General features: G+C 54.5%; 18 protein-coding genes. 9 read left to right on the plus strand and 9 right to left on the minus strand.

Features of this window, described 5'->3' with window-relative positions:
- Positions 1-58 precede the first annotated feature (58 nt).
- Positions 59-691, plus strand: a complete 633-nt coding sequence (locus tag ACFOSD_RS02660; protein ID WP_380693852.1) for a response regulator transcription factor — start codon at positions 59-61, stop codon at positions 689-691.
- A 69-nt stretch (positions 692-760) separates the two neighbouring features.
- Here ACFOSD_RS02660 and ACFOSD_RS02665 read toward each other — a convergent pair whose 3' ends face one another.
- Complete coding sequence (locus tag ACFOSD_RS02665; protein ID WP_380693850.1) at positions 761-4150, minus strand: PAS-domain containing protein; 3390 nt, start codon at positions 4148-4150, stop codon at positions 761-763.
- 260 nt (positions 4151-4410) lie between these two features.
- On the opposite strand from ACFOSD_RS02665, the gene ACFOSD_RS02670 reads away from it, so the two are divergent.
- The 5 genes from ACFOSD_RS02670 to ACFOSD_RS02690 all read left to right on the plus strand — a co-directional run bounded on the left by ACFOSD_RS02670 (position 4411) and on the right by ACFOSD_RS02690 (position 9486).
- Positions 4411-4671 carry a DUF4212 domain-containing protein gene (locus ACFOSD_RS02670; RefSeq protein ID WP_380693848.1) on the plus strand — a complete coding sequence of 87 codons (261 nt, stop codon included), beginning with the start codon at positions 4411-4413 and terminating at the stop codon, positions 4669-4671.
- 3 nt (positions 4672-4674) lie between these two features.
- A complete protein-coding gene (locus ACFOSD_RS02675; protein WP_380693846.1) occupies positions 4675-6438 on the plus strand; it encodes a sodium:solute symporter family protein in 1764 nt (587 codons plus the stop codon).
- A gap of 64 nt (positions 6439-6502) precedes the next feature.
- Positions 6503-7009, plus strand: coding sequence for a hypothetical protein (locus tag ACFOSD_RS02680; protein WP_380693844.1), 507 nt, complete (start codon positions 6503-6505; stop codon positions 7007-7009).
- Positions 7010-7024: 15 nt separating this feature from the next.
- Positions 7025-8860: a DUF294 nucleotidyltransferase-like domain-containing protein gene (locus ACFOSD_RS02685; RefSeq protein WP_380693842.1), complete on the plus strand. Its 1836-nt coding sequence runs from the start codon at positions 7025-7027 to the stop codon at positions 8858-8860.
- The gene (locus ACFOSD_RS02690) at positions 8857-9486 is read left to right on the plus strand and encodes an exonuclease domain-containing protein (RefSeq protein ID WP_380693840.1); all 630 of its coding nucleotides are present in this window, start codon (positions 8857-8859) and stop codon (positions 9484-9486) included. The genes ACFOSD_RS02685 and ACFOSD_RS02690 overlap by 4 nt, the downstream gene beginning before the upstream one ends.
- 288 nt (positions 9487-9774) lie before the next feature.
- Here the strand turns inward: ACFOSD_RS02690 and ACFOSD_RS02695 are convergent, their stop codons facing one another.
- A complete protein-coding gene (locus ACFOSD_RS02695) occupies positions 9775-10419 on the minus strand; it encodes a hypothetical protein (protein ID WP_380693838.1) in 645 nt (214 codons plus the stop codon).
- A 236-nt stretch (positions 10420-10655) separates the two neighbouring features.
- Between ACFOSD_RS02695 and ACFOSD_RS02700 the strand changes: the two genes are divergently transcribed.
- Positions 10656-12503, plus strand: coding sequence for an FG-GAP repeat protein (locus ACFOSD_RS02700; RefSeq protein ID WP_380693836.1), 1848 nt, complete (start codon positions 10656-10658; stop codon positions 12501-12503).
- A gap of 112 nt (positions 12504-12615) precedes the next feature.
- Here the strand turns inward: ACFOSD_RS02700 and putA are convergent, their stop codons facing one another.
- The 5 genes from putA to ACFOSD_RS02725 all read right to left on the minus strand — a co-directional run bounded on the left by putA (position 12616) and on the right by ACFOSD_RS02725 (position 18968).
- Positions 12616-15795, minus strand: coding sequence for a bifunctional proline dehydrogenase/L-glutamate gamma-semialdehyde dehydrogenase PutA (gene putA, locus ACFOSD_RS02705; protein WP_380693834.1), 3180 nt, complete (start codon positions 15793-15795; stop codon positions 12616-12618).
- Positions 15796-15974: 179 nt separating this feature from the next.
- Entirely contained in the window at positions 15975-16697 is a 723-nt protein-coding gene (locus ACFOSD_RS02710; RefSeq protein ID WP_380693832.1) for an amino acid ABC transporter ATP-binding protein, read from the minus strand.
- Positions 16694-17368 carry an amino acid ABC transporter permease gene (locus tag ACFOSD_RS02715; protein ID WP_380693830.1) on the minus strand — a complete coding sequence of 225 codons (675 nt, stop codon included), beginning with the start codon at positions 17366-17368 and terminating at the stop codon, positions 16694-16696. The genes ACFOSD_RS02710 and ACFOSD_RS02715 overlap by 4 nt, the downstream gene beginning before the upstream one ends.
- Positions 17368-18042 (minus strand): amino acid ABC transporter permease, encoded by a 675-nt coding sequence (locus tag ACFOSD_RS02720; protein ID WP_380693827.1) that lies wholly within the window; start codon positions 18040-18042, stop codon positions 17368-17370. Before ACFOSD_RS02720 ends, ACFOSD_RS02715 begins: the two co-directional genes overlap by 1 nt.
- A 95-nt stretch (positions 18043-18137) precedes the next feature.
- Positions 18138-18968 carry a transporter substrate-binding domain-containing protein gene (locus ACFOSD_RS02725; RefSeq protein WP_380693825.1) on the minus strand — a complete coding sequence of 277 codons (831 nt, stop codon included), beginning with the start codon at positions 18966-18968 and terminating at the stop codon, positions 18138-18140.
- Between the two features lie 329 nt (positions 18969-19297).
- Here ACFOSD_RS02725 and ACFOSD_RS02730 point away from each other — a divergent pair, with 329 nt between their 5' ends.
- Positions 19298-21142 carry a methyl-accepting chemotaxis protein gene (locus ACFOSD_RS02730; RefSeq protein ID WP_380693823.1) on the plus strand — a complete coding sequence of 615 codons (1845 nt, stop codon included), beginning with the start codon at positions 19298-19300 and terminating at the stop codon, positions 21140-21142.
- A gap of 163 nt (positions 21143-21305) precedes the next feature.
- On the opposite strand, the gene ACFOSD_RS02735 is transcribed toward ACFOSD_RS02730, so the two are convergent.
- Positions 21306-22082: a helix-turn-helix domain-containing protein gene (locus ACFOSD_RS02735; RefSeq protein WP_380693821.1), complete on the minus strand. Its 777-nt coding sequence runs from the start codon at positions 22080-22082 to the stop codon at positions 21306-21308.
- A 92-nt stretch (positions 22083-22174) separates the two neighbouring features.
- On the opposite strand from ACFOSD_RS02735, the gene ACFOSD_RS02740 reads away from it, so the two are divergent.
- Positions 22175-22468 carry a GIY-YIG nuclease family protein gene (locus ACFOSD_RS02740; RefSeq protein WP_380693818.1) on the plus strand — a complete coding sequence of 98 codons (294 nt, stop codon included), beginning with the start codon at positions 22175-22177 and terminating at the stop codon, positions 22466-22468.
- Here ACFOSD_RS02740 and ACFOSD_RS02745 read toward each other — a convergent pair.
- Positions 22442-24010 carry a methyl-accepting chemotaxis protein gene (locus ACFOSD_RS02745; protein ID WP_380693816.1) on the minus strand — a complete coding sequence of 523 codons (1569 nt, stop codon included), beginning with the start codon at positions 24008-24010 and terminating at the stop codon, positions 22442-22444. The two genes, ACFOSD_RS02740 and ACFOSD_RS02745, sit on opposite strands and share 27 nt — an antisense overlap.
- Positions 24011-24169 lie beyond the last annotated feature (159 nt).

The following is a 24169-nucleotide window of genomic DNA, read 5'->3' on the forward strand; positions in this document are numbered from 1 at the left end:
GGACAACAAAAACGCACAACAATAACTCACAATAAAAAATATAGGACAGATCCATCCGATGGCACGCATTCTAGTTGCGGATGATCACCCACTGTTCCGTGATGCTTTAAGGCTGATGTTAAGCAGTGGGCCAAACCAACACCACATTGCGGAGACGGATTCCCTTCCCGCCACGCTCGCTTGGTTGAATGACCACGAGGAGCCTGATTTACTGGTACTCGACTTGGCGATGCCCGGTTCAGCCGGACTGCTGGGCTTGCAGCAAATTCGTCGCGATTGGCCTGCCCTGCCGGTCATTGTTGTATCGGGTAGCGACCAAGCACTGATTATTGCGGGCAGTAAAGAATTAGGCGCCTCGGGGTTTTGTTCGAAGTCAGCAGCCCCAGATGCCCTGCGCCATGCGTTGGAATGCGTACTGGCCGGTGAACTCTATTTCCCCGAACTGACGCACAGCGCGGAGCACTCGGCACTCCTGCACGCCATGGCGCAGTTGCAAACACTCACCCCGGCCCAATTCGAAGTGGCCATGCGCGTATCCACCGGTGAATTGAATAAAACCATTGCGTGGGACTTAGGCATCAGTGAAGCCACGGTGAAAGCGCATCTCACCACAATTTTCCGCAAATTGGGTTTGCACGGCCGCGCCCAACTGGTCTCCTTGTTAAGTCAACTGCGTTTGCGCCCTGAATAGCTACCCTACGTCATCACCGGCAGGTTAGGGGAAAACAGATGAACAGTTGCACGTGGCGCTGCTGGTTTCTCATACCAAGGATTGCTGAACTTGGCGCAGCAGGGCCCGCAATTTTGCTGGCGCGACCGGCTTAGATAACCAATAGAAACCGGCTTCTTTTACGGCGCTGCGCAAGGTCTCGTGGTTATGAGCCGTCACAATGATACCAGCCCCGGTCCATCCTTCTGCACGCCAATGCTGCAACCAGTCCAACCCGGTGCGTGTGGCGCCCAAGTCGTAGTCCATCAAAATCACCGGCGGCAAGTCAGGAACAGCCCAATGGGCCGGTCTATGGTCGATGCGCAGGGCCTGCCCCCACTGGGTAAACAACGCTTGCATAGCGTCTAAATTGGTCACATCGTTGTCGACATACAACACATCCGACAACGGCAGGTCATCAACCACGCTGGGTGTGCTGACGACATGCTCACTCGGCACACTGGGCTTTAGGAGCACCCAGAAATGCGTTCCGCGCCCGTCCCGTGAACGTACATCCAATTCCGCTTCAACCATCCGTGTCAAGCGAGATACCACCGCCAGCCCCAAACCGACCCCGGGGCGGGACTCATCGGTGCGGTAGAACTCGTTAAAAATGAAGGGTAAATGGTGCCCACCAATGCCCGGGCCGGTGTCCAACACTTGCAGTCGAATCAGTCCCTTTTGCTTGCGCCAACCCACCAGCACCTGCGCCCCGGCGCAGTGCCGGATGGCGTTGGTGACCAGATTTTGTACGATACGCCGCAAATACACTGGGTCAGACCACACCCACCAGTCCGGCCCACGCCAGCGCAAGGTAACACCCTGCTGTTTAGCCGCCACATCGGCCTCGGCAAGAACATCCTGCACCAATGAGCGCAACGCCACCGGTTGCATTTTGGGCTTCATTTGTCCGGCATCCAGCCGTGCGATGTCCAATAACGTCGACAATAAGGTTTCCGTCGCCGATAGCCCAGCATCGACTTTTGCAATCAATTCATCCTGGTTTCGGCTTGCCAAGGCATCGAGATACAATCGGGCGGCGTTCAGCGGCTGACGAATATCGTGGCTGGCAAACGCCAAAAAGCGCGATTTACTGGCGTTCGCTTCTTCGGCTTCTTGCGTCGCCAGCACCAGGTCGGCCTCAATGGCTTTGCGGCGAGCAATTTCCTTTTCCAATTCTTCGGTACGTTGGGTGACCCGCTCTTCCAAGTGCTCTTTGGCTTCGGTGAGGGCGTTTTGGGTGGCCACAAATTCGGTGATGTCGTTAAACGTGGTTACAAAACCACCGCCCGGCAAGGGGTTTCCTTTCATTTCCAGCACCATGCCATTCATGCGCTCACGAACAAAACGGTGTGCGGATCCTTGTTCTAAATAAGCAATTCGGCGTGCAACATGGCTGTCGATCGAGCCCGGCCCACATTCACCACGCTCGGCGTTGTAGCGCACCACATCGGCAATGGGACGGCCCACGTACAGAAAACCTTTCGGGTAATGGAACATCTGCAAATAGCGTTGATTCCACGCCACCAAACGCAGATGACGGTCGATCACACTGACGCCTTGATCTAAATTTTCGATGGTGGTTTGCAACAACTTTTGGTTAAACGCCATGATGCGTGAGGATTCTCCGAAGAGATTCACCACTTCGGCCACATCCAAGGTTTTACCCACCAGAATGGATTGCATCACCGCTTTAGCCGACACGGCACCAATCACCGCCGCAAGGGCCTTTTCAATCGCGTCCAACAAGGCTTGATCCGGTGCCATGTTGTGATCCAACTCGGTGCGCTGTTGCCGGTTATAGTCCTGCAAGAGGCGGTCGCCGGTACCCACACCCGCAAAGTTATCCAGCGCTTCCAGGCATTCCTTAATTTGCACTTTGTCGTCAATCATTGACCAGCCATCGCTCGCCAGCTCATCCACAAAAGCATGGCTTTGCGCCCGGTCGGTCAAACCGGCCCGTACATGACGCGACCCCCACCAAACACCGAAGGTATTGAGCAGCAACGACAGCACTACCCCTTCCGTTAAAGGGTCAGCAACACCCAAGGGCACGATAAATTGCACCGGAGACGATGCACCGATGGCGGCCATCGGTGGCCACATCAACCAAAAAAACCATACACTGACGCCTAAGGTCAGGCCCAAATAAACCCCGCGCGCATGCGCGCCGTGCCACCACAAACCCAACAGTAACGGCGGTACCAATTGTACGATTAGAGAGAAACTGATTAAGCCAATGCTGGTTAAGGCTGATTCGGCACCCAGCCACTGCTCATAAATGCTGGCCATAAGAATGACCATGATCAGCGTGAGACGGCGCAACAGCACCAAGGAGCTGCGACCCAAAGCACCCTTGTTGTGTCGTCGCCGCAAAAACCATGGCAGTACAAGGTCGTTAGTGAGCATCGTACTCATGGTAACGGTGGACACCACAATCATTGCCATGGCCGCCGAAAAGCCACCCAAGAAGGCAAACAGGCCCAACCAGTTTTGCCCAAGCGCCAGCGGCAAACTCAGCACATAGGTATCACCCTGTACCGTGGTGCCCTGGAAAACCTGTACCCCTAGCGTAGTGATCGGCACAATCACAATGCAGGTAATGAGGAGATACACGACAAAAATCCATCGCCCTCGAAATAATTGTCGACGTTCGGTACTTTCAACAAAGGACACCTGAAACTGACGCGGCAGCACCAAAATAGCGCCCGCGGCCAACAAGGTTTGGGTAAGGAAATTTCCGCTGAGACTCCAACCGGAAAACGAAGGCCCTGCCAATATGGGCTGACTCGAACCCTCACTGAGCCAACTGATGGCCAAGAACGACACCAGAATCAGCGCCAAAATCTTCACCACACTTTCAAAGGCTATGGCGAGCATCAAGCCGGGGTGCGGCCGCGTTACATCGGCGACCCGCGTACCAAACAAGATGGCGAACGCGGCCATTAACAAGGCAATCCAGATACCTAACTGTTCAACCACCAAAGGGTTTACCAGCCAGTTGGCATCTAGGATTAGCACCAAACTGCCCTTAATGGCCTTGAGCTGCAGGGCAATATAAGGCACCACCGCAAACAGACACACCAGGGTCACAAACAAGGCAACGCCCGGCCGCTTGCCGTAGCGACTGGCCAGCAAATCGGAAATGGTGGTGAGGCGATGCCGTTTTACCAAACGGTGGATTTTACGCACCAAAGGAAAGGCGAAGGTCCACACCAGAATGGGGCCAAGATAAATCGGGATGTAGTCCCACCCCGATACAGAGGCCTGCCCCACCGCACCGTAATAAGTCCACGAGGTACAATATACCCCTAACGCCAAGCCATAGACCCACACGCCACGGTGCTTGCGCGTGGCCCAACGCCGATCTCCATACATGGCGATGGTGAACAATACGGCAACGTAGCCCAGTACAGTAAGAATGATGGTGCTTAAGTTCATCTAAAGAGTATCAGATGCTCGTCCACACCATGCAAGCCCAAGCGACGTTTTCTGGGCGGTTACTTTTGGGTATATCGACCAAAGTCTAAGCGCACCTTGCCAAGCACGCTGCTAGTGTTCAGGTTGCGAAATCGCCTTCCGATGTGAAGGGGTTTTACGACCTAAGGGCTTGTGTACCCTAGGGTGGTTGTCTGGCAAGGCTAGCCCCGGTGACACAGGTCACACGATTACCGAACAAGAACAACAACGGAGCGTGAAACATGATTGATGAAAGATCTCAAGCCGCCCAATACTGGTCTGCCAACCTACGTCTTATCGTGGGTTGCCTGGTCGTTTGGGCGCTGTGTTCCTATGGTTTTGGCATTCTCTTCCGGCCTTGGTTGGCAGGCGTTGCCATTGGCGGTACTGACTTGGGCTTCTGGTTTGCTCAACAAGGTTCCATTCTGATTTTTATCGGCCTGATTTTCTTCTACTCGTGGAAGATGAACAAGATCGATCAAGAATTTGGCATGGAGGAATAACCCATGAGCCAATTTGCCATTAACCTGCTGTTTGTCGGCGGCTCGTTCGCGCTGTACATCGGCATTGCTATCTGGGCTCGTGCCGGGTCCACGAAAGAGTTCTACGTGGCCGGTGGCGGGGTTAACCCGGTCATGAACGGTATGGCGACGGCGGCTGACTGGATGTCTGCAGCCTCGTTTATTTCCATGGCCGGTTTGATTTCGGTCGGTTATGCGAACTCGACCTTCCTCATGGGCTGGACCGGCGGCTATGTATTGCTTGCCATGTTGCTGGCACCGTATTTGCGGAAGTTCGGTAAGTTCACCGTGCCAGACTTTATCGGTGACCGCTTCTACAGCCGTGGCGCACGCTTGGTAGCCGTTATTTGTTTGATTGTGGCCTCGGTGACCTACGTTATCGGTCAGATGACCGGTGCCGGTGTTGCGTTCTCTCGCTTCCTGGAAGTGAGCAGTACCGCAGGTATCTGGATTGCTGCCGCCATCGTCTTCTTCTACGCGGTTTTTGGGGGCATGAAAGGCATTACCTACACGCAGGTCGCGCAATATGTGGTGCTGATCATTGCATATACCATTCCAGCGGTGTTCATTTCACTGCAGCTGACCGGCAATGCACTGCCTCAGTTGGGTATATGGAGTACGCATACCGAATCAGGCATGCCATTGCTGGCTAAACTGGATGAAGTAGTACGTGAACTGGGCTTCCAGGATTACACCGCCGATGTGGACAACAAACTGAACATGGTGCTGTTCACCCTGTCGCTGATGATCGGTACTGCCGGTTTGCCACACGTTATCATCCGCTTCTTCACCGTACCTAAGGTTTCGGATGCGCGTTGGTCGGCAGGTTGGGCATTGGTGTTCATCGCTATCTTGTACACTACTGCACCTGCAGTTGCCTCAATGGCCCGTTTGAACCTGATTGATACCGTATTCCCGAACGGCCCGACCGAACCATCTTTGTTGTATGAAGATCGTCCAGAGTGGGTTAAGAGCTGGGAAAATACGGGCTTGATCGTGTTCAACGACCGCAATAACGATGGCCGCATCCAGATGTATAACGCCACCGAAGCCTTTGCACCCACCGCCGCTGAGCGAGGCTGGAACGGCAATGAGTTGACGGTGAACAACGACATCCTGGTATTGGCTAACCCCGAAATCGCTAACTTACCTGGCTGGGTCATTGGTTTGATCGCCGCCGGTGGTATCGCCGCAGCGCTGTCAACCGCGGCTGGTTTGTTGCTGGCCATATCGTCGGCGATCAGCCACGACTTGATCAAGAACATGATCAACCCGGACATCAGCGAAAAAGGCGAAATGCTGGCAGCGCGGATTTCCATGGCGGGTGCCATCTTACTGGCGACCTACCTTGGTTTGAATCCGCCCGGATTCGCGGCGCAAACGGTGGCCCTGGCCTTCGGTATTGCTGCTGCATCGATCTTCCCAGCGTTGATGATGGGTATCTTCTCCAAGCGGATGAACAGCAAAGGTGCCGTCGCCGGTATGTTGGCAGGCTTGCTGACTACCTTGCTGTACATCTTCACCTACTTGGGCTGGTTCTTTATCCCCGGCACCAATACGTTGGCGAACACCCCCGATAACTGGATTGCAGGCATTTCTCCGCTGTCGTTCGGTGCTGTCGGTGCTATCATCAACTTTGCCGTGGCCTATGCGGTGGCCTTGTCCACTGAAGAACCACCGGTTGAAATTCAGGAATTGGTGGAAAGCGTGCGCTACCCTAAAGGTGCAGGCTCAGCCGTCAATCACTGAGTATAGACTGACACGTTGACGAAAGGGCCTTCCAATGAAGGCCCTATTCTTTTAAGGAAACCTTATGATTTGGCATTTAGTGGCGTTGGTGTTTGCAGGTTTGGGTGGCGCCGGTATCGCTTTGGTACTGCGGTCCTTAACGCGCAAAAAGCTGCCGGTTTGGATTGTCCCCGTGCTCGCCGGAACCTGCATGTTAGGCTATCAAATTAACTTTGAATACGCCTGGTACGACCACAAACTTAGCCAATTGCCTGAAGGTTCGGTGATCACGGGCCATGCGGCAAACCCTTCATTTTTCCGCCCGTGGACATTTGTTTTTCCCATGACCACGGAATTTCATGTGATTGACGCCGAAAACATCCGGCGCGGTGTCACCGACAACACCCCAGTGGCTCAATTTGTGGAATATCATTTTGAAAAGCAATATGTCGATGTAGTGACCTTTACCACCTATATTTTAAACTGCCAGACGGGTGAGCAAGTACCCATCAACAGCGATGGTACGCCGGACATCTCCGGTCTGAGCATGGTTTCAGCGCAAGACCTGCGCCGTCAAACCGTTTGCGGATAACCGCGAGAGCATGCCATGGCCAACGCCGATGATTTAGCCGACAGTGTACAGTTTTTGCACCATCGTCCGCCTTTCGACCAGCTCGATGAATCGGCGCTGCTCAGCCTGTGTCAGCAATTGCTTGTCCACTATCAGCCACATGTGAAGGATGGCCCGATCGGTGCATCCCAACATCTCAACATCATTCGGTCCGGCGCGGTAGAACTGCGCAATCGCCATGGCGCGTTGGTTGACCGACTGCATGAAGGCGACATTTTCGGTATCAGCAGTGTGTTGGATCAAAATACCCATGGGTTGACCGTGCACACGTTAGAAGACTGCCTGCTCTACCATATTCCCAAGTCAGTATTTGACCACATCATGAGTCAACACACCGTGTTGGCGGAGTTTTTTCGATCACTGGCTGACCGGCGACAAAACCTGCATGCTTTGGAATCGGCCACCAGTCACCCGTTGTTGCAAACGGTGGACCACTGGATGTCGCGCACGCTAATCACGGCCGGACCACAACACAGCATCCAACAAGCCGCTGTATTGATGACTGAAGCGCGCGTGTCCAGCATTCTCGTGGTGGATAAGGGGCAGTTGCTCGGCATAGTCACCGACCGCGACCTGCGTTCACGCGCCCTAGTACCCGGCTTAGATATTCACACCAGCATCACCGACATCATGACGCGCACCCCGACCACGTTGCACAGCGGTGCTACCCTGCTGGATGCGCAATGGCTGATGAGTGAGCGCCAACTGCACCACCTGCCAATTCTTAAGCGTGGCGCCCCCGTTGGTATGTTAACGGTGTCGGATTTGATGCATGCGCAAGAAGATTCGCCACTCTTTTTCATTCAAAGGCTGAGCCGGGAAAGCACACTAGACGGCATTCAAAAGCAAATGTCCGGGGCACAACAATGGCTCGATAGGTTGCGCCAACAAGACAGCGCCCTGCCCCTATTAGGCCAACTGTACACCACGGTCATGGATGGCCTGACCCGCCGCCTACTGCAACTGGGCGAGAAAAAACTGGGGCCACCGCCAATGGCCTATGGTTGGCTGGCGTTCGGTTCGCAAGCCCGTCGAGAAATGACATTGGAATCCGACCAAGACAATGGCCTGATACTGGCGCGTGAACCCCATGAACGCGAAGCTCAGTATTTTGCGGATCTGGCCACGTGGGTATGCGACGGACTCAACGCCTGCGGTTTGCGCCACTGCCCCGGCAACGTCATGGCCAGTAACCCTGAATGGCGGCTCAGTGTTGATCAATGGTCTGCCCAGTTCGCGCATTGGATAGATACACCCACCCAAGAAGCCCTATTGTTCAGTACCATTTTTTTCGACTGGCGCTTGATAGCCGGGCCCGACCACCTACAGAGTGGCTTGCGCGAACGGATGCAAACCATTCAACCGAACAGCCGTTTTCTGGCCATGATGACCCAGTCGGCGTTGCGGCAGTCGCCACCCATCGGTTTCTTTCGTAGCTTGTTGTTGACCCACTCGGGCGAACATAAAAACAAACTGGATCTCAAACATGAGGGCATCGCGCTGATCAACGACCTCGCGCGGCTGCATGCGTTGGCGGTGCACAGTGAGGAAAACAACACCCTGAACCGGCTTATGGCAGCGGAAGACCATCAGTCGCTGTCCAGCGGCCTAGCGCAAGATTTGCGTTTGGCTTGGCGGCTGTTGACGCGTTTACGCCAGCGCGTCGGCAATACCGGCGACCACAGCGGGCACTGGCTGAACCCCGACCAACTCAGCCCGAATGAACGGCAACAACTCAAAGCTGCGTTTCGCACCATCAAAGATGCCCAAGCGGCCGCCCTACAAAAATTTGCCGGAGGCTTCGCCGGATGACGCACAGCCGCCCCCTGATGTTTGACCGCGCTATTTTGGCGCTGGATATGGAAATGTCAGGCCTGAACCCGAAAACAGACCACATTCTCAGCATCGGCTTTGTGCCCATCACGCAGGATGGCATACCACTCGGACAAGCCGAGCACATACTGCTGCGCAGCCCGAAAAGCGTAGCGCACAGCGCAACCATTCACCACATTCGTGACTGCGATTTAGCCGACACAGGTGCCGAGCCCGATGAAATACTGCCAACCTTGTTGCAACAATTGAAAGGCCATGTATTGATCACTCATGGGGGGGATATTGACGCCGATTTTCTAAGTCAGGCTCATCAACGCTATTTTGGTACACGTTGGCGGCCAACCCGGCTGGATACGCAGGACTTCGCCCGCCGACGCTTGGGCACCGATCATTTGCCAACGGCTAATAACCTGTCACTGCGACATTGCCGAACGCACTACCACCTGCCGACGTGGCGCGCACACCATGCCTTGAGTGACGCCATCGCCACGGCAGAATTGTTTCAGGCGCAACTGCGTGATGCCTTCCCGCAAGACCCGAACCCGCCTTGGAAAAACGTGCAGAAAAGCTTCAGCTCTTTATTGATGCGCTGGGGCGTTAAATAGACCGACAAGGCCTAGTGTCCTTTAACAAAAGTTCGTCGAGTTTCAGAGCCTGTGTCAGGTGCGAGTACAAGGCGCACTTCGCCGGGAATAGTGGTTCTATTTCGCAGAAGTGCAACGCGGTACTGGTGCCTGACAAAGGCTCCCGAAGGGCGAGCCTACCAGACTTCTGGCTGCGTTACAGCGCTTGGCAAGGGCTACGGCCATTCCCGGCGCGCTGTGCCTTGCCAGAAGCCCGGCAGGACTCGCTGAAACCGACGAACTTTTGTTAAAGGACACTCGGGCGCTGCGCTAGAACGCGTAGTTCAGGCTGGCACCTAAACGGATATGCTGTAAATCCAATGTCGTTTCACCTTCAATGCCCCACATCAACCGATAGGAGCCGCTGATGAACTCGGCGGTGACGGCGTTGGCGTAAGTATCATCGCTCCAAAAGTACCGGCGCAATGTGACACCCGCTTCCGACCAGGGCGCAACGTAGAAATGGTGGAACCCGATTTCCGCCCAGCGATAGCCAACGTCTTGGTTCGTGCCCATCAATAACAGGTCTTGCGAACTCAGGCGGCCACCAAAGGCGCGCCCGGCGAGCGACATCGCCATCTCATCACCGGCAAAATGCCATAGGCCTCGTCCGCCATAGGCGTAGTAAGTTTCGACCAGTCCGTATTGTTCATCAGCCGACGTCACCCGATCACGCCGTTGCCCGGCTGCCAGCTCAAGCGCGAACGCTGACATCAACTGTGCCACGTATTCAATGCCCAACGCCCCACCCCAACTGGACACCGCATTAGCGCTGTCTGTCGCATAGTCGTCCATGTAGCCCTGCGCCGCCAGCTTCAACCGATTGAAGGTGACACTGTCAGCCCATGCCGGGACACCGATACAGAGGCTAAACAACACACCGGCAAACAACCTGACTCCGCGACATTGGCTCATCGTTTGGGTTCCATGAGGATTTCATGGAACATGATGCCATGAGTCGCGGCAGGTGTCTTGTTACGCATCGCCACTTATCCAGCTGTGAAAAGCCATACGTAAGTCTGACCAATTGAAATTTAGCCATTTTCTATTCGTAACAAGGCGCAAATTTTTTAATAATGTTTGCCGAGTTTAAACACCCCGATAACTGCACGCTGTTACTGCTGCCTATACTCAATCAATAAGGATACTTCATGTCATTGCCCGCTAATCGTTGGAAAATTATTGCGTTCGTGATCATCGGAATTTTGGGTTTAACCGCATGCGATAGTGATAGCAATGGTGGGAAAAATAGAGACGATAATAGTGGCGCAGTCGCCCCACCCGCACCTACCCTCTCGTTAACCCCGCAAAGCGTCAAAACCTTTGCTTTCAGTTGGGCAGATGTCAGTGGCGAGACAGAGTACCGTCTTTTAGAAAATGCAGATGGAAATTCTGGATACACCGCAGTGACAAGTATTGCCGCCAACACCACCAGCTATGAACACGTGGTATTCCTGCCAGCACGCGTTAATACCAGCTACATTCTTCAGGCCTGCAACAGCCATGGCTGTACTGACTCAGCCGCCGTCTTCGTCACTGGCACTCTTGCCGCAGCGATCGGTTATGTGAAGGCCTCCAACACTGGTTCGGGTGACTATTTCGGCGCCGTGGCACTCTCAGATGACGGCAACACACTAGCGGTAGGGGCTCCCGGAGAGTCCAGCGACGCCACTGGTGTGGGTGGCGACCAGACCAACAATGGGGCGAATGATAGTGGCGCAGTGTACGTGTTCATTCGCAGCGGCGCTGTCTGGACACAACAAGCCTACCTAAAGGCTTCTAATACAGGGACGAACGACGAATTCGGCTACAGCGTAGCGCTGACCAGCGACGGCGACAGCCTAGCGGTAGGGGCTCCTAGAGAGTCCAGCAACGCTACCGGCGTAGGTGGAGACCAGACCAACGATGGGGAGAGCGAGAGCGGAGCAGTCTACATCTTCAATCGCATCGGCACCGACTGGTCACAGCAGGCCTACCTGAAGGCCTCCAACCCAGAGAGTGGCGACGGTTTCGGCACCAGCCTAGCCTTGGCAAGCGACGGTAACACCCTAGCAGTAGGGGCACCTAGAGAAGCCAGCAACGCCACCGGTGTGGATGGCGACTACGCTAATAATGATGCGAGCGAAAGCGGCGCGGTCTACGTTTTTAGCCTCAATGGTAGCGATTGGTCACAGCAGGCCTACCTCAAATCCTCCAACTCCGAGGCTGGTGACTGGTTCGGCATCAGCGTGGCCCTTTCCGGCGACGGTAACACGCTAGTGGCGGGGGCACATTGGGAGGACAGCAATGCCATCGGTGTGGGTGGCGAACAAACTGACAACGAGTCCAACAGTAGCGGCGCGGTTTACGTCTTTAGCCGCAATAGCGCCATTTGGAATCAACAAGCCTACCTAAAAGCCTCCAATACCGGAGAGAGAGACAGGTTCGGCTGGAACGTAGCGCTCTCCAGCGATGGCGACACCCTAGCGGTTGGGGCGATTTACGAGGACAGTAACGCCATCGGTGTGGACGGTGACCAGAACAACGACGGGGCCGAAAATAGCGGCGCAGCCTACATCTTCACCCGCAGCGGCAACGTTTGGTCACAACAGGCCTATTTGAAGGCCTCCAACACCGGAGTGGAGGACAGGTTCGGCTTCAGTGTGGCGCTCTCCAGCGATGGCGACACTGTAGTGGTGGGGGCACCAGAGGAGAGCAGCAGCACCACGGGCGTGGGCGGGGATGGAAGCAACAACGGGGCCTACGAGAGCGGCGCGGTCTACGTCTTCAGCCGCGCTGGTACCATTTGGTTGCAATTGGCATACCTGAAAGCCTCAAACACGGAAGGGGGAGACCCTGACCTCGAAGAGAGCGAAGCTTTTGGCATCAGGCTTGCCATTTCTGGCGACGGCAACACCCTAGCGGTCGGGGCGGCTGGAGAAGGCAGCAACGCGACCGGCTTGGGCGGCGACCAGACCAACAACTCGAATACTAATAGCGGCGCCGTCTATCTATACTGAGCCCGACAAGACGAAAATCTGCACTGTAGTCTGGCATGGGTAATATGAAAAAATCCGGCGCTCGTTGCGAACGCCGGATTTTTTGCTTGGTACTATTATCCCCGCAGTCTTCTTACGCATCACCACCCAGTGATAACAGGCTAGCATTGCCGCCCACCGCTGTGGTGTTGATGGTGCGAGTCCGTTCGGTCGCAAAGCGCAATACATAGTTCGGGCCACCGGCTTTCGGGCCAGTGCCGGACAACCCGCGTCCGCCGAAGGGTTGTACACCGACCACCGCACCAATCTGGTTGCGGTTGATGTAGCAGTTACCGACGCGCACGCGCTTTTCAATGTAAGCCGCGGTGGCTTCATTGCGCGTATGCACACCCAAGGTCAGGCCGTAACCGGTGCCGTTAATGGCATCCAACACGGTATCCAGTTCTTTGGCTTTGTAGCGCAGAACGTGCAGTACGGGCCCGAATTGTTCGCGGCCCAATTCGGCAATGCTGCCAATCGACAAGACGGTGGGAGGGACGAAGGTGCCGCTTGCACAGGCTTCGGGCAAGGTCATCTGGTGAATTAATTTGCCAGCTTGGGTCTGTTTGGCCACATAGGCCAGCAGTCCATCGCGGGCTTTTGCATCAATCACAGGGCCCACATCGGTGGACAGATCTTCCGGGTTACCTACCCGCAACTCTTCCATCGCGCCTTTGATCAGCTCGACCACGCGGTCACCAATGTCATCTTGTACACAGAGTACACGCAACGCCGAGCAACGCTGTCCGGCGGAAGCAAAGGCGGAATGAATTACATCGGTCACCACTTGTTCAGGCAAGGCGGTGGAGTCCACCACCATGGCATTTTGCCCACCCGTTTCCGCGATGAAGGTAGCGATCGGACCTTCTCGGTCGGCGAGCTGCCGGTTAATGACACGCGCGGTTTCGGTTGACCCGGTAAACGCAATGCCGGAGATGCGCGGATCGGGCACCAGTGCACCGCCGACTACTCGCCCTTCACCGGGCAACAGTTGCAGCACCTTGGCAGGCATCCCCGCTTGATAGAACAGTTCCACCGCCCGCGCTGCGATCAGTGACGTGGTTTCCGCAGGTTTCGCCAGTACGGTGTTACCGGCCACCAGAGCGGCGGCGATCTGACCTAGGAAGATAGCCAGCGGAAAGTTCCATGGGCTGATGCACAGGAATACGCCCCGACCTTCGTAATACAGTTCGTTGCTTTCACCGGTTGGCCCCGGCAGTTTAATACTGCTGGTAAAGTGATGCCGTGCTTCGCGGGCATAAAAACGACAAAAGTCGACCGCTTCGCGCACTTCATCAATGCCGTCTTGCAACGTTTTACCGGCTTCGCGGGTACATAAAGCAATCAATTCGCCTTCGTTGTCTTCCAACAGATCGGCCATGCGTTCTAGGACGGCCGCCCGCTGGCTCACGGGGGTTTGATACCATTCTGTAAAACTGCTATCGGCAATTTCAAGCGCTTTGCGGCACTGCTCTGCGGTGGCGAAATCGACTTGCCCTACCGCCAAGCTCTGGTCATAGGGGCTTTTGACCTCCATGGTTTGGCCAGAGGCTTCAGGCTTGCCTGCCAACAGAGGGTATGCACGCCACAGCGTGTTATCAAATTCGGATATTTTGGACATGAGGGCGCTCCGTTCAGCGTCTATCATCAGATTGTGGCCACGCGAATTCATGCGTTCAGGGCCGTATATGGCATTCGGCAAGACGATACGGGTGTTGCTGTGGTGCTCGCGCACCGCCACCAGTTCGACCGGAGAGGCGATCAGCTCTGCCACCGGGGTACGTGCATCCACCAAGCGATGCACGAAGGACGAGTTCGCGCCATTTTCCAATAGCCGCCGCACCAAATAGGGCAGCAAGTCTTTATGCGCGCCGACTGGGGCATAAATACGGATGGAGCGTTGCTCGCCACTTTTGAAGGTGTCATACAGGGCGTCGCCCATACCATGCAGACGCTGGAATTCAAAGTCTTTGCCTTCGCCCATGGTGTTTATGGCCGCCACCGTATGCGCGTTATGCGTGGCAAATTGCGGGAAGATATGCGGTTGCACCGCATCGCTCAATAAGTAACGCGCACAGGCCAAATAGGCGGTGTCGGTGTTTTCTTTCCGCGTATACACCGGGTAGCCTTGGGTACCCAACTGTTGGCAATGTTTGATTTCACTGTCCCAATAGGCGCCTTTTACCAAACGAACAGGAATACGGTCACCTTGCTGGCGCGCCAAATGGGTAAGATAACCCAACACCGGCAAGGCACGTTTTGAATAGGCCTGAATCACTAGGCCCAAATTGCCAAAACCCTGGACTTTGGGATGTTGATAAACGCGTTCGAACAAGGCCAGTGAAAGCTCCAAGCGGTCCGCCTCTTCGGCATCTATGGTGATACCGATGTTGTTTGGCCTGGCGACGTCGACCAGCGACAGTACTCGTTCCGACAATTCCGTCAGTACGCGCTCGCGCTGGGTTTCTTCATAGCGCGGGTGTAATGCGGATAGCTTGATCGATATGGTCGGCAGCGGCACATCTTGCGGCCATTGCGTACTGAAGGCGGCCAAGGTTTCTATAGCTTGACGGTACGAGGCTAAATAACGCGTGGCATCTTTTTCCGTCAACGCTGCTTCGCCCAGCATGTCGTAGGAATAGGTGTATTTTTTGGCGCGATAGGGCTTACCGTTTTTCAAGGCTTCTTTAATGCTTTGCCCGAGTACAAACTGCTTACCCATGATGCGCATGGCTTGGTGCATGGCTTGACGGATCACCGGCTCGCCCGCACGGTTGATCAATTTCGCCAGCAAATTGGCGGGCGACTTCTCCCGACTGTCCAGTCGCACAACACTGCCGGTCAGCATCAACCCCCACGTCGAAGCATTGACCAGCAGAGAATCCGACTTACCTAGGTGTTCCGCCCAGTTGGCGGGCGAGAGTTTGTCGCGAATCAGGTCATCGGCTGTTTCTGCATCGGGGATACGCATCAAGGCTTCAGCCAGACACATCAAGATGACGCCTTCTTCGTTATCGAGGCTGTATTCTTGCAATAGTTTATCGACGGCGTGCGCCACATCGGATTCACTGCGCACGCGTTCAACCAGACGTCGTGCTTGCTTACTGATTTCCCGAGCTTCGGTCACTCCCGATTGCGCCAGCGGCAACAGCGCCTTAACCCAACGGGTTTCATCGACCGAATACAGTTGTGTGATGGCTTTTTGCCAAGCCGCACTGTCCCAGTGGTCGTAGTCGCCGGTGAGCAGGCGAGCAGGTATAAATAGGTCACTCATGATGGGCAGCCCCAAAAAATGCAATGGTGTTAACAAACAACAGTAGAGCAGTCGTTAGCCATCTTCTTGTCAAAAAAATGGAATCGGTGTTCCAAAAATCCGTCGATTTCTACAAAAAAAGCCCCAGTCAAACCCACGCAGCGGGCCGCTGGGGCAAACACAACGAAACGACCCTACAGTTAGCGAACTTTCGCCAAAAAGCGCTGCAAATGTTCGCTTTTCGGATTATTGAACAGTTCTTCCGGCTTACCGATTTCGTCAATAACCCCTTGTTGGAAGAACGCCACGCGATCGGAAACGTCGCGCGCGAAGCCCATTTCGTGGGTGACGACGATCATCGTCATGCCTTCTTCAGCGAGCAGGCGCATGGTGTCCAATACCTCGCCCACCAGTTCTGGATCAAGAGCGGAAGTGGCTTCATCGAACAGCATGTAATTAGGTTCCATGGCGAGCGCGCGAGCAATGGCAACGCGCTGTAGCTGCCCGCCAGACAAGGCACTGGGGTAAAGATTGAGCTTATCGCCCAACCCTACATGGCGCAGTTGCTTCTCGGCCAACGCCAACGCATCCACCTTGCTCATCTTGCGTACCTTGCGGGGCGCCAAGGCAACATTTTCCAGCGCGGTGAGGTGTGGGAAGGCATTCCATTGCTGAAACACCATGCCGATTTTCTGCCGCAAATGGTTCAGGTTGGTTTTCTTGTCGTGCACTGACATGCCATCCACTTCAATGGTGCCCGACTGAATGGGCTCCAAACCATTGATGCAATAAAGCAGCGTCGACTTGCCCGAACCGGAAGCACCAATGACGGACAACACCTCACCTTGCTGCACTTCGAGCGTTATGCCCTTGAGCACCTCTACATCACCGAACGACTTACGCACGTTATTAATTTTAATCATGATCGTTGCCACCTTTTTTCAATGTACTCACCGGCCTTAGACAGCGGGAAGGACAAGGCAAAGTAAAACAAACCGGCGATACCCAATATGGTGAACGTTTCGGCGGTTCGGCCTATCAATATTTGTGACGCCCGCAGTAATTCGACATACCCGAGCACGGACACCAGGGCGGAGTCCTTGATCACACTCAATGCAATCCCCAGCCATGAGGCAAATACGGCGCGAATACCCACTGGCCACACCACATAGCGCATGTCTTGCCAATAAGTCATGCCCAACGACCGGCTGGCCCGCCGCAACGACTGCGGTACTGCTTCGATACCGCCACGTGCCACCGAGGCCACTAGGGCTGAGGTGTACACCGACAGCACGATGGTCCCGGACCAGAAGGCTTCCATGGGATACCCGGCAATGGCGATAAAAGAGTCAAACAGGATCAGTTGAATCAACAGCGGCACGCTGCGGAACACATCCAAAACAGAATTCACGCAGAACTGCACAAAACGATTCCCGGCGGCCATAAACCAACCAAACACTATGCCGAATAAGGTCCCGGCAGTGATGGAGATGGCCGAAATGTGCAAGGTGCGCAGTGCCGCTTCGCCCAGGTAAAGCATGTCCTGGGGGCGCAGATCACCAAATATTTGTACCGTACTGGTCGCAGTAGACATCACCGACCTCCCGATTCATGACGGAACAGGCTGCGTCCTAGAATACGCATACCAATAAGCAGGGTTTTTGCCATCAGGTAATAGATCACCGCCGTGGCAGCAAAGAACTCAAAGGCCCGGAACGTTCGTGAGTACAAGAATTGCGTTTCACCCGACAGTTCACGCAAGCCAACCAACATACCCAGGGAGCTCATCAACAAGACCCAAATGAACTGGTTCGTCATTGGGTAATACACGGCCCGTAAAAGCTGTGGCACCATCACATAGACTTGTGATTGCGTGAAGCTCATGCCCAATGAGCGTGCGGCGCGCAATTGAGTACTCGGTATGGCCTGATAGCCACCCCGAAAGGTTTCCGCCATATAGCCCGCAGTATTGAACGCCAAGGCCATAACAACGGTGGGATATGGGTCGATAATGATACCCACGGCACCCAAGCCGAATTTAAAGAAGAATAATTGAAATAAAGCCGGTGTATTCCGTGCCACTTCAATCCAAGTGCTGGCAAATAAGCGCAATGGCCATATCGTCGACATCTTGGCAAAGCAAATAAAGAACGCAATCACGGTGCCGATTATCATGGATAATATGGACACTTCGAGGGTAATCAGTGCTGCGTCAAATAACTGGGGTAAAGCGCGCCAAACGGGACGCCATAAGAACGTATAGTCCATACTGCATAACCTCCGCAGAGAGGATTAAGCCTCTTTGGAATTAAAGAGGCTTATAACATAAGGGCGTAATATCTACGCCCTTTCAGTGAACGCCCTTAGTAATATACGTTCGGCGTAACCAGAGAAGGTGCTTGTCCACCAATCCACTCGCTGTACAGCTCTTCGTAACGACCGCTGCGCACCTGACGGTTAATGAACAGGTTCAGGTAGTTGATCCAGCCATACTCTTGGCGCAGGGTAATCATACCGACAACATCAGCTCCGAAAGGCGCGACAGGACCCAATTTCAGATCGCCAAAACGACCGGACTCAATCACGTTTGCAGCCGCTGTATCGGTTACGATAACGGCATCCACCTGACCTTGTGATACCGCAAGGAAGGACTCGTTTTCGCTTTGGAACGAAAGATAGCGACCGGAATCATCACCCCAGTTGGCCTCTTTATACGCCAGGAACTCGCTTTCATACGTAGTACCTACCGCAGCACCGACGCGCGCGTCACGCAGGTCTTCCCATGTGGTAATGTCGGAATCCGCAGGCAGCAGGGCTTGGAACTGGAACACCATGTAAGGAATGGTGAAGCCAACCGTTTGCGCACGCTCCAACGTATCGGAGGTGGACGCAATAGCAACATCGACACGACCGGTGATCAACGCAGGAATACGCTCCGCCCAAGTCACGCCGACGATTTGGTAATCAACACCCATGGCAGCGGCCAAATCGGCACACATGTCCACGTCCATACCCACCGGGTTGTTATTCTGGTCACGGAAACCCATGGGTGGGAAATCCAATACCACCGCACAGCGCACTTCACCGCGCTGCAATACGTCGTCGAGCTTATCGGCGACTGCGGTTCCGACCAACATACCGGCGCTGATTGCACCGACCATCAGTTTTTTCACTAATCCATTCGTTTTGTACATAATGATTCCACCGTAAGTTTTTGATCGCATGACAAACCCATAGTGCGGCATAATGCGCTGCCTTATTTATGGATTTTTTGCTGGTGCACTCATTGCATTGCTAGGCCATCGATCGGGCTATCGTTTTTATTTTTTAACTGTATGCATGAGTCTCTGTTGAAGAGACCTATACAGCATCGCCAATAAACCCCCTCAGTTCTTGTCAAAAACGCCGGACAATTATTCCAAAACTCCGGTTATGGACAGCACATACGAATATTCATTGATTTACGCAACACAGCGTAATATTCATTTAGGCACTCACACACCAAAATAATAAGAGCGCTGCCATGGCTATTCACCTCAACTTTAAGCAAAAAATGCTGTTAATGATTGCGTTGACCCTGGTGGGTTTTATGGGCCTGGCGGCGGTCGCCGCCAACGCCTTGCGCCAAATGAACGATACCACGCGCGTGGTGGACCAATTGAACGGCCAACAGGACCATCTGAATGCCCTACAGGTCGATTTATTGCTCGCCGCCAATGCACTCTCTCCTGGAGCCAGCCCGGATCAACTGACGGCCTTACCCCAGCGTCACCTGCCGGTACTGCAACCGGGCGGCCCCGCAGGCCAAACGGATACGGCGCTGGCGGAAGCACTCACGCGCTGGGTCAACACCATGACAGACTGGCTGACGCTGCATACCGAGCGCGGCGTTAATCGTGACGAGGGCGTTCGTGGCGAGGCACAGCAAGCGGTAGAAACGCTGCGTGAACAAATGTTTTCTATGTTCAATGATGTATTCCAGACCCTACGCACTACCCTCGATGCCTTGAACGACAACCCCAGCCCGGAAACCTACCAGGCCGCCGAGGCGGCGCTGGCCGCCTTTGAACAAAGTGCTGAAGACTTCGATTTTGTGGATCTCTACGGACCAATCCTGGCCACTCTCCGCACCGCGTTGGAAGCCATGGGCCAATTGAACGAACAAATCACCACCTTAAATGCTGCCGCGAATACACAGCAGGCCGACTTGCTCAATCAGGTCAATACCCAACGGGCGGCGTTGGATAATCGCTTAACCATCGCCCGATCGGCAGCACTTCAAGCCAGCGAGCGCGCCGAAATTATTATTTTAACGGCCAGTGCGAGCATTGCTTTTCTGGTGATGGTGGTGCTCTGGCTGATGCAGCGGCGGGTTTCACGCACCCTAAGCTCAACCGTGACCACCCTGAGCCACATTGCGCAAGGCGACCTAAGCCAGCGCTTGCAGGTCAGTGCCGGTAAACAGGATGAATTCGACCAAGTCGGTCATGCCGTGAACCGGGTAACGCACGATTTATCCAGCGCACTCATCGATGTGCAACGCGGCAGTTCGGACTTACAGCAGGGCGCAACGGCCCTACGCAGTACCCTGCATGATCTGGTGGTCAGCAACGATGAAGCCAGCCGACAAACCCATTCTGTGGCCACCTCCGTCCAGGAAATCGCCACCACCGTGCATCAAATGGCCGAAGAAACAACGCAAGCGCATCTGCAAGCCAACGCGGCCAGTCATGCAGCCGAGTCAGGCCACACGTCGGTGCAGCAGGCGATGGTCGCCATTGAATCGGTGCACGACATTTTTGGCACCTTGAATCAGAACGCCGTCGAGCTGGAAAAAGCCTCCGAGCGCGTCGACAGCGTTACCGGCATGATCAATGGCCTCGCCGAGCAAACCAATATGCTGGCCCTAAACGCTGCCATCGAAGCGGCACGTGCAGGCGAAGCCGGGCGCGGTTTCTCCGTGGTAGCCGATGAAGTCCGTGGTTTAGTGGAGAAGACCGTACAGGCCACCAGTAACATCAACAGCATTGTTGACGACATGAAGGAACAGATGCATCGCCTGATGGCGTCTGTTTCGGCGGGCAGTGCACAGGTGGCACAAGGTAAAAGCATGAGTGAACAAGCCGCACAGGAAATTCATCAGGTCAAAACACTGGTGGATGAAGTGGCATCACGCAACCAAGTGTTAGCCACCAGTATTGAGGAAATTGCGCAAACAACGGTGGTCATCAGTGATAGCATGTCGCAAGTCACCGCGTTGGCGCAGGTCAGCAACGACAAGCTGCACGCGGTTGAGGGGTTTTCGGAGCAGGTGGCAGGACAGGCGGAGCAGCAGCAAACGGTGACGCAACGTTTCCGCTGCACGTAAAACCTCTTTTTCTCACGCTGGCGTTGTTAAAAATGGTCTCGAAATGCTCCTTTACAGGCGTAAACTGCGCTTCCTCGCCCGTTTTTGCCTAGCCAGCTTATCGCCTCTGAGGTTTTAACTTTCCATAACCTCTTTTTCTCAGGCTGGTATCGCTAAAGTGTCGCTAATGCAACCGCGGGCGGCGATACTGGCTGGGCACCTGATCGTGCACTTTGCGCATCGCTTTGGTCAGCGCGCTTTGATTCGCAAACCCGACCTGTAGCGCAATATCGGCAATGGCCTGCTGCGTATGCTGCAGCAACCAGATGGCGGTGTTGAGACGTACATGCAAGACATATTGATACGGCGTTTTGCCCGTTAATTGCTGGAAACTGTGTTGAAATTGACTCACACTCAAACAACACAAGCTGGCCAGATCCGACACCCGAATCACCTCCGCCAAATGCTGGTGCAGCCATGCGTCCACCCGCGCCAGATTGATCCGGCGCGACGGTTCGGCACGCAATGCGACTGCATCGGTTAGGCGGTGAAATAAACTGTGTACCAGAATGCCGGTTACGTGTCCGGCCAGCCAAGGGTCGGTCGGGTTATTGCCAATTTCTGTACCCACGGAGCGCAACATACGGACAAAGGGTAAGTCCAGCTCAACATAACGTGGCTTATCAAACAACTGGCTTAATACCTGGGGATGAATGAACGACATGGCGTGCGGCTTAGGGTCGACATTGACCACCAACATCTGATTATTACCAATACCCTGAAACGCATGGTTATATTCCGAAGGCACCAAACACCCGGTCCAAGGTGTCACATCCCGCCCGCCTTCACCTTCTAACTCGAATTCGGCTCGCCCTTCAAGGCCAAACACCAGTTGATGATGGATATGGTGGTGGGCTTGGTTATGGCTGGCCAGTTGTTGTAACTGTGCTTCGGTCGTCATGACGTATTGCCTGCGTGTGGCGAATTTTTTGTTATCATGCGGCACATCACGTACGTTTACGTTGATGGCATTTTCTTTACATGAGTAAAACCATGCACAAAAAACACTCAAAAATCAAGGTTGAGTCTTCGTGGATGGTCTACATTGTGCGGTGCGGCGACGGCAATCTATACACTGGCGTAACCACGGATGTGACGCGCCGGGTACGACAACACAACGGCGAACTGGTCGGCGGCGCACGCTATACGCGGGTGCGTCGCCCGGTGTCGTTACTGTATGCCGAACCGAGCGCCGACCGAGCCAGCGCCTGTCGCCGCGAGTACCAAATAAAGCAATTATCACGCGAGGAAAAACTGGCGTTAGCGGCCGAAGCGATCAATCAATGACACCTGCTCACGCGCCATTTTTTCAATCGAATCGACTTGTTGCGCGCCGTTTGCCATATCCTTTTCGGTGGAATCCGCACCCTCGGCAATACGCACCGTGGAACGTGAAATTTCCTCTGCGGCTGTTTCTTGCTGGGCAGCCGCAACCGAAATATTTTCGGTGCCATGCTCGATATCCGACATCGCGGACAGAATAATGTTCATTTGCTCACTGGCATGATTGATCGCTTCGACGCCTTCCGCGGCTTCTTTATGGCTCCGTTCAATGGCGCCGACGGCACGCTGTGTAGCCTCGGCCAAGGTGTTCAATAATTCACTGATGGACGCCGTACTTTCCTGTGTGCGTTGCGCCAAACTGCGCACTTCATCCGCCACGACCGCAAAACCACGCCCCTGTTCACCAGCCCGCGCGGCTTCAATCGCGGCATTCAGAGCGAGCAAATTGGTTTGTTCAGCAATGGCTCCAATGCTGTCCACCGCACTTTTGATGCTGCCAGAGTCGGTTGCCAGCTTGCCAATCACGGTATTAGCCTGGTTCACTTCGGTATTGAGCGCTTTGACTTTTGCCACGGCATCCAACAAGGCGCTGTTGCTGTCTCGCACTTGCTGACTGACCTCAACTGTGCGCGTAGCCGTAACACGAGTATTTTCCGCGACCTCACGGATGGTCGCTGACATTTCATGCACTGCCGACGCAACGGTGTCGGTATCGGCACGTTGCTGTGCCACCCGCTGCGCCACCTGATGAATGCTGCCATTGGTCGCTTTTGTGGCGCTGTTCAATTCTTGCGCCAGACTGCCCACCCGACTGAGTACCGTCTGCAAATGGTGCTGCTGCATCAATACCGCCAAGCGGCTGCGCCCTAAAGGCCCGATGTCGCCTGTGTACACGTATTGCGCGACCACATCATCGACCACCTCACTGGCGTGATCCAGGTGCCGTTTCATGAGTTTGGGAAATACCCAACCGCCGACTAATGGGGAAAGCACCAAAGTGATCCCTTGCGCTAACCAACCACCGGCACCAAGGCTGACCACATTCATGATAATCAGCAAAACCAACGCCAGCACGAAGCCGCAAACGGCAAATGGCTGATAGGCACGCAGATGATCCGTCGTGGCAAAGGGTTTCTTGCCAGCATTCAGGCGGGCATACAGCTTTTCGGCGCGCGCTTGCATTACCGGGTCGGTTTGCACACGCACCGACTCGTATCCGACGATCTTTTCACCTTCCCACACCGGCACCACATAGGCATCTACCCAATAGTGGTCGCCGTTTTTGCAGCGGTTTTTAACCAGGCCCATCCACGGCTTACCGGCTTGAATGCGATCCCACATCATCTTGAAGGCAGCGCCCGGCATATCGGAGTGGCGCAGGATGTTATGCCCTTCACCGATCAGTTCTTCCCGTTTATACCCGCTGATCTTCACAAAGGTATCGTTAACATGGGTAATACGACTTTTCGGATCGGTGGCGGAAATGATTTGCTCGCCGGGTTTCAGCTTCACTTCCCGCTGGGTAACAGCACCGGTTTTGCGCATATCCATCTCCTACTCAATAGTTTTTTGTCTTTGGACTTCGACAGGAATGTCCAATTTATAGCATTTTTACTGCACGATAGCACAACAGCTACGAATGAAACCTGACTGAGGTCAGTCGAGCATCGTTTTTTATGCAGTACTTGGTTTACACTGCGCCAT

Source organism: Salinispirillum marinum, assembly GCF_042650105.1.
In the GTDB taxonomy this organism is placed as follows: Bacteria; Pseudomonadota; Gammaproteobacteria; order Pseudomonadales; family Natronospirillaceae; genus Salinispirillum; species Salinispirillum marinum.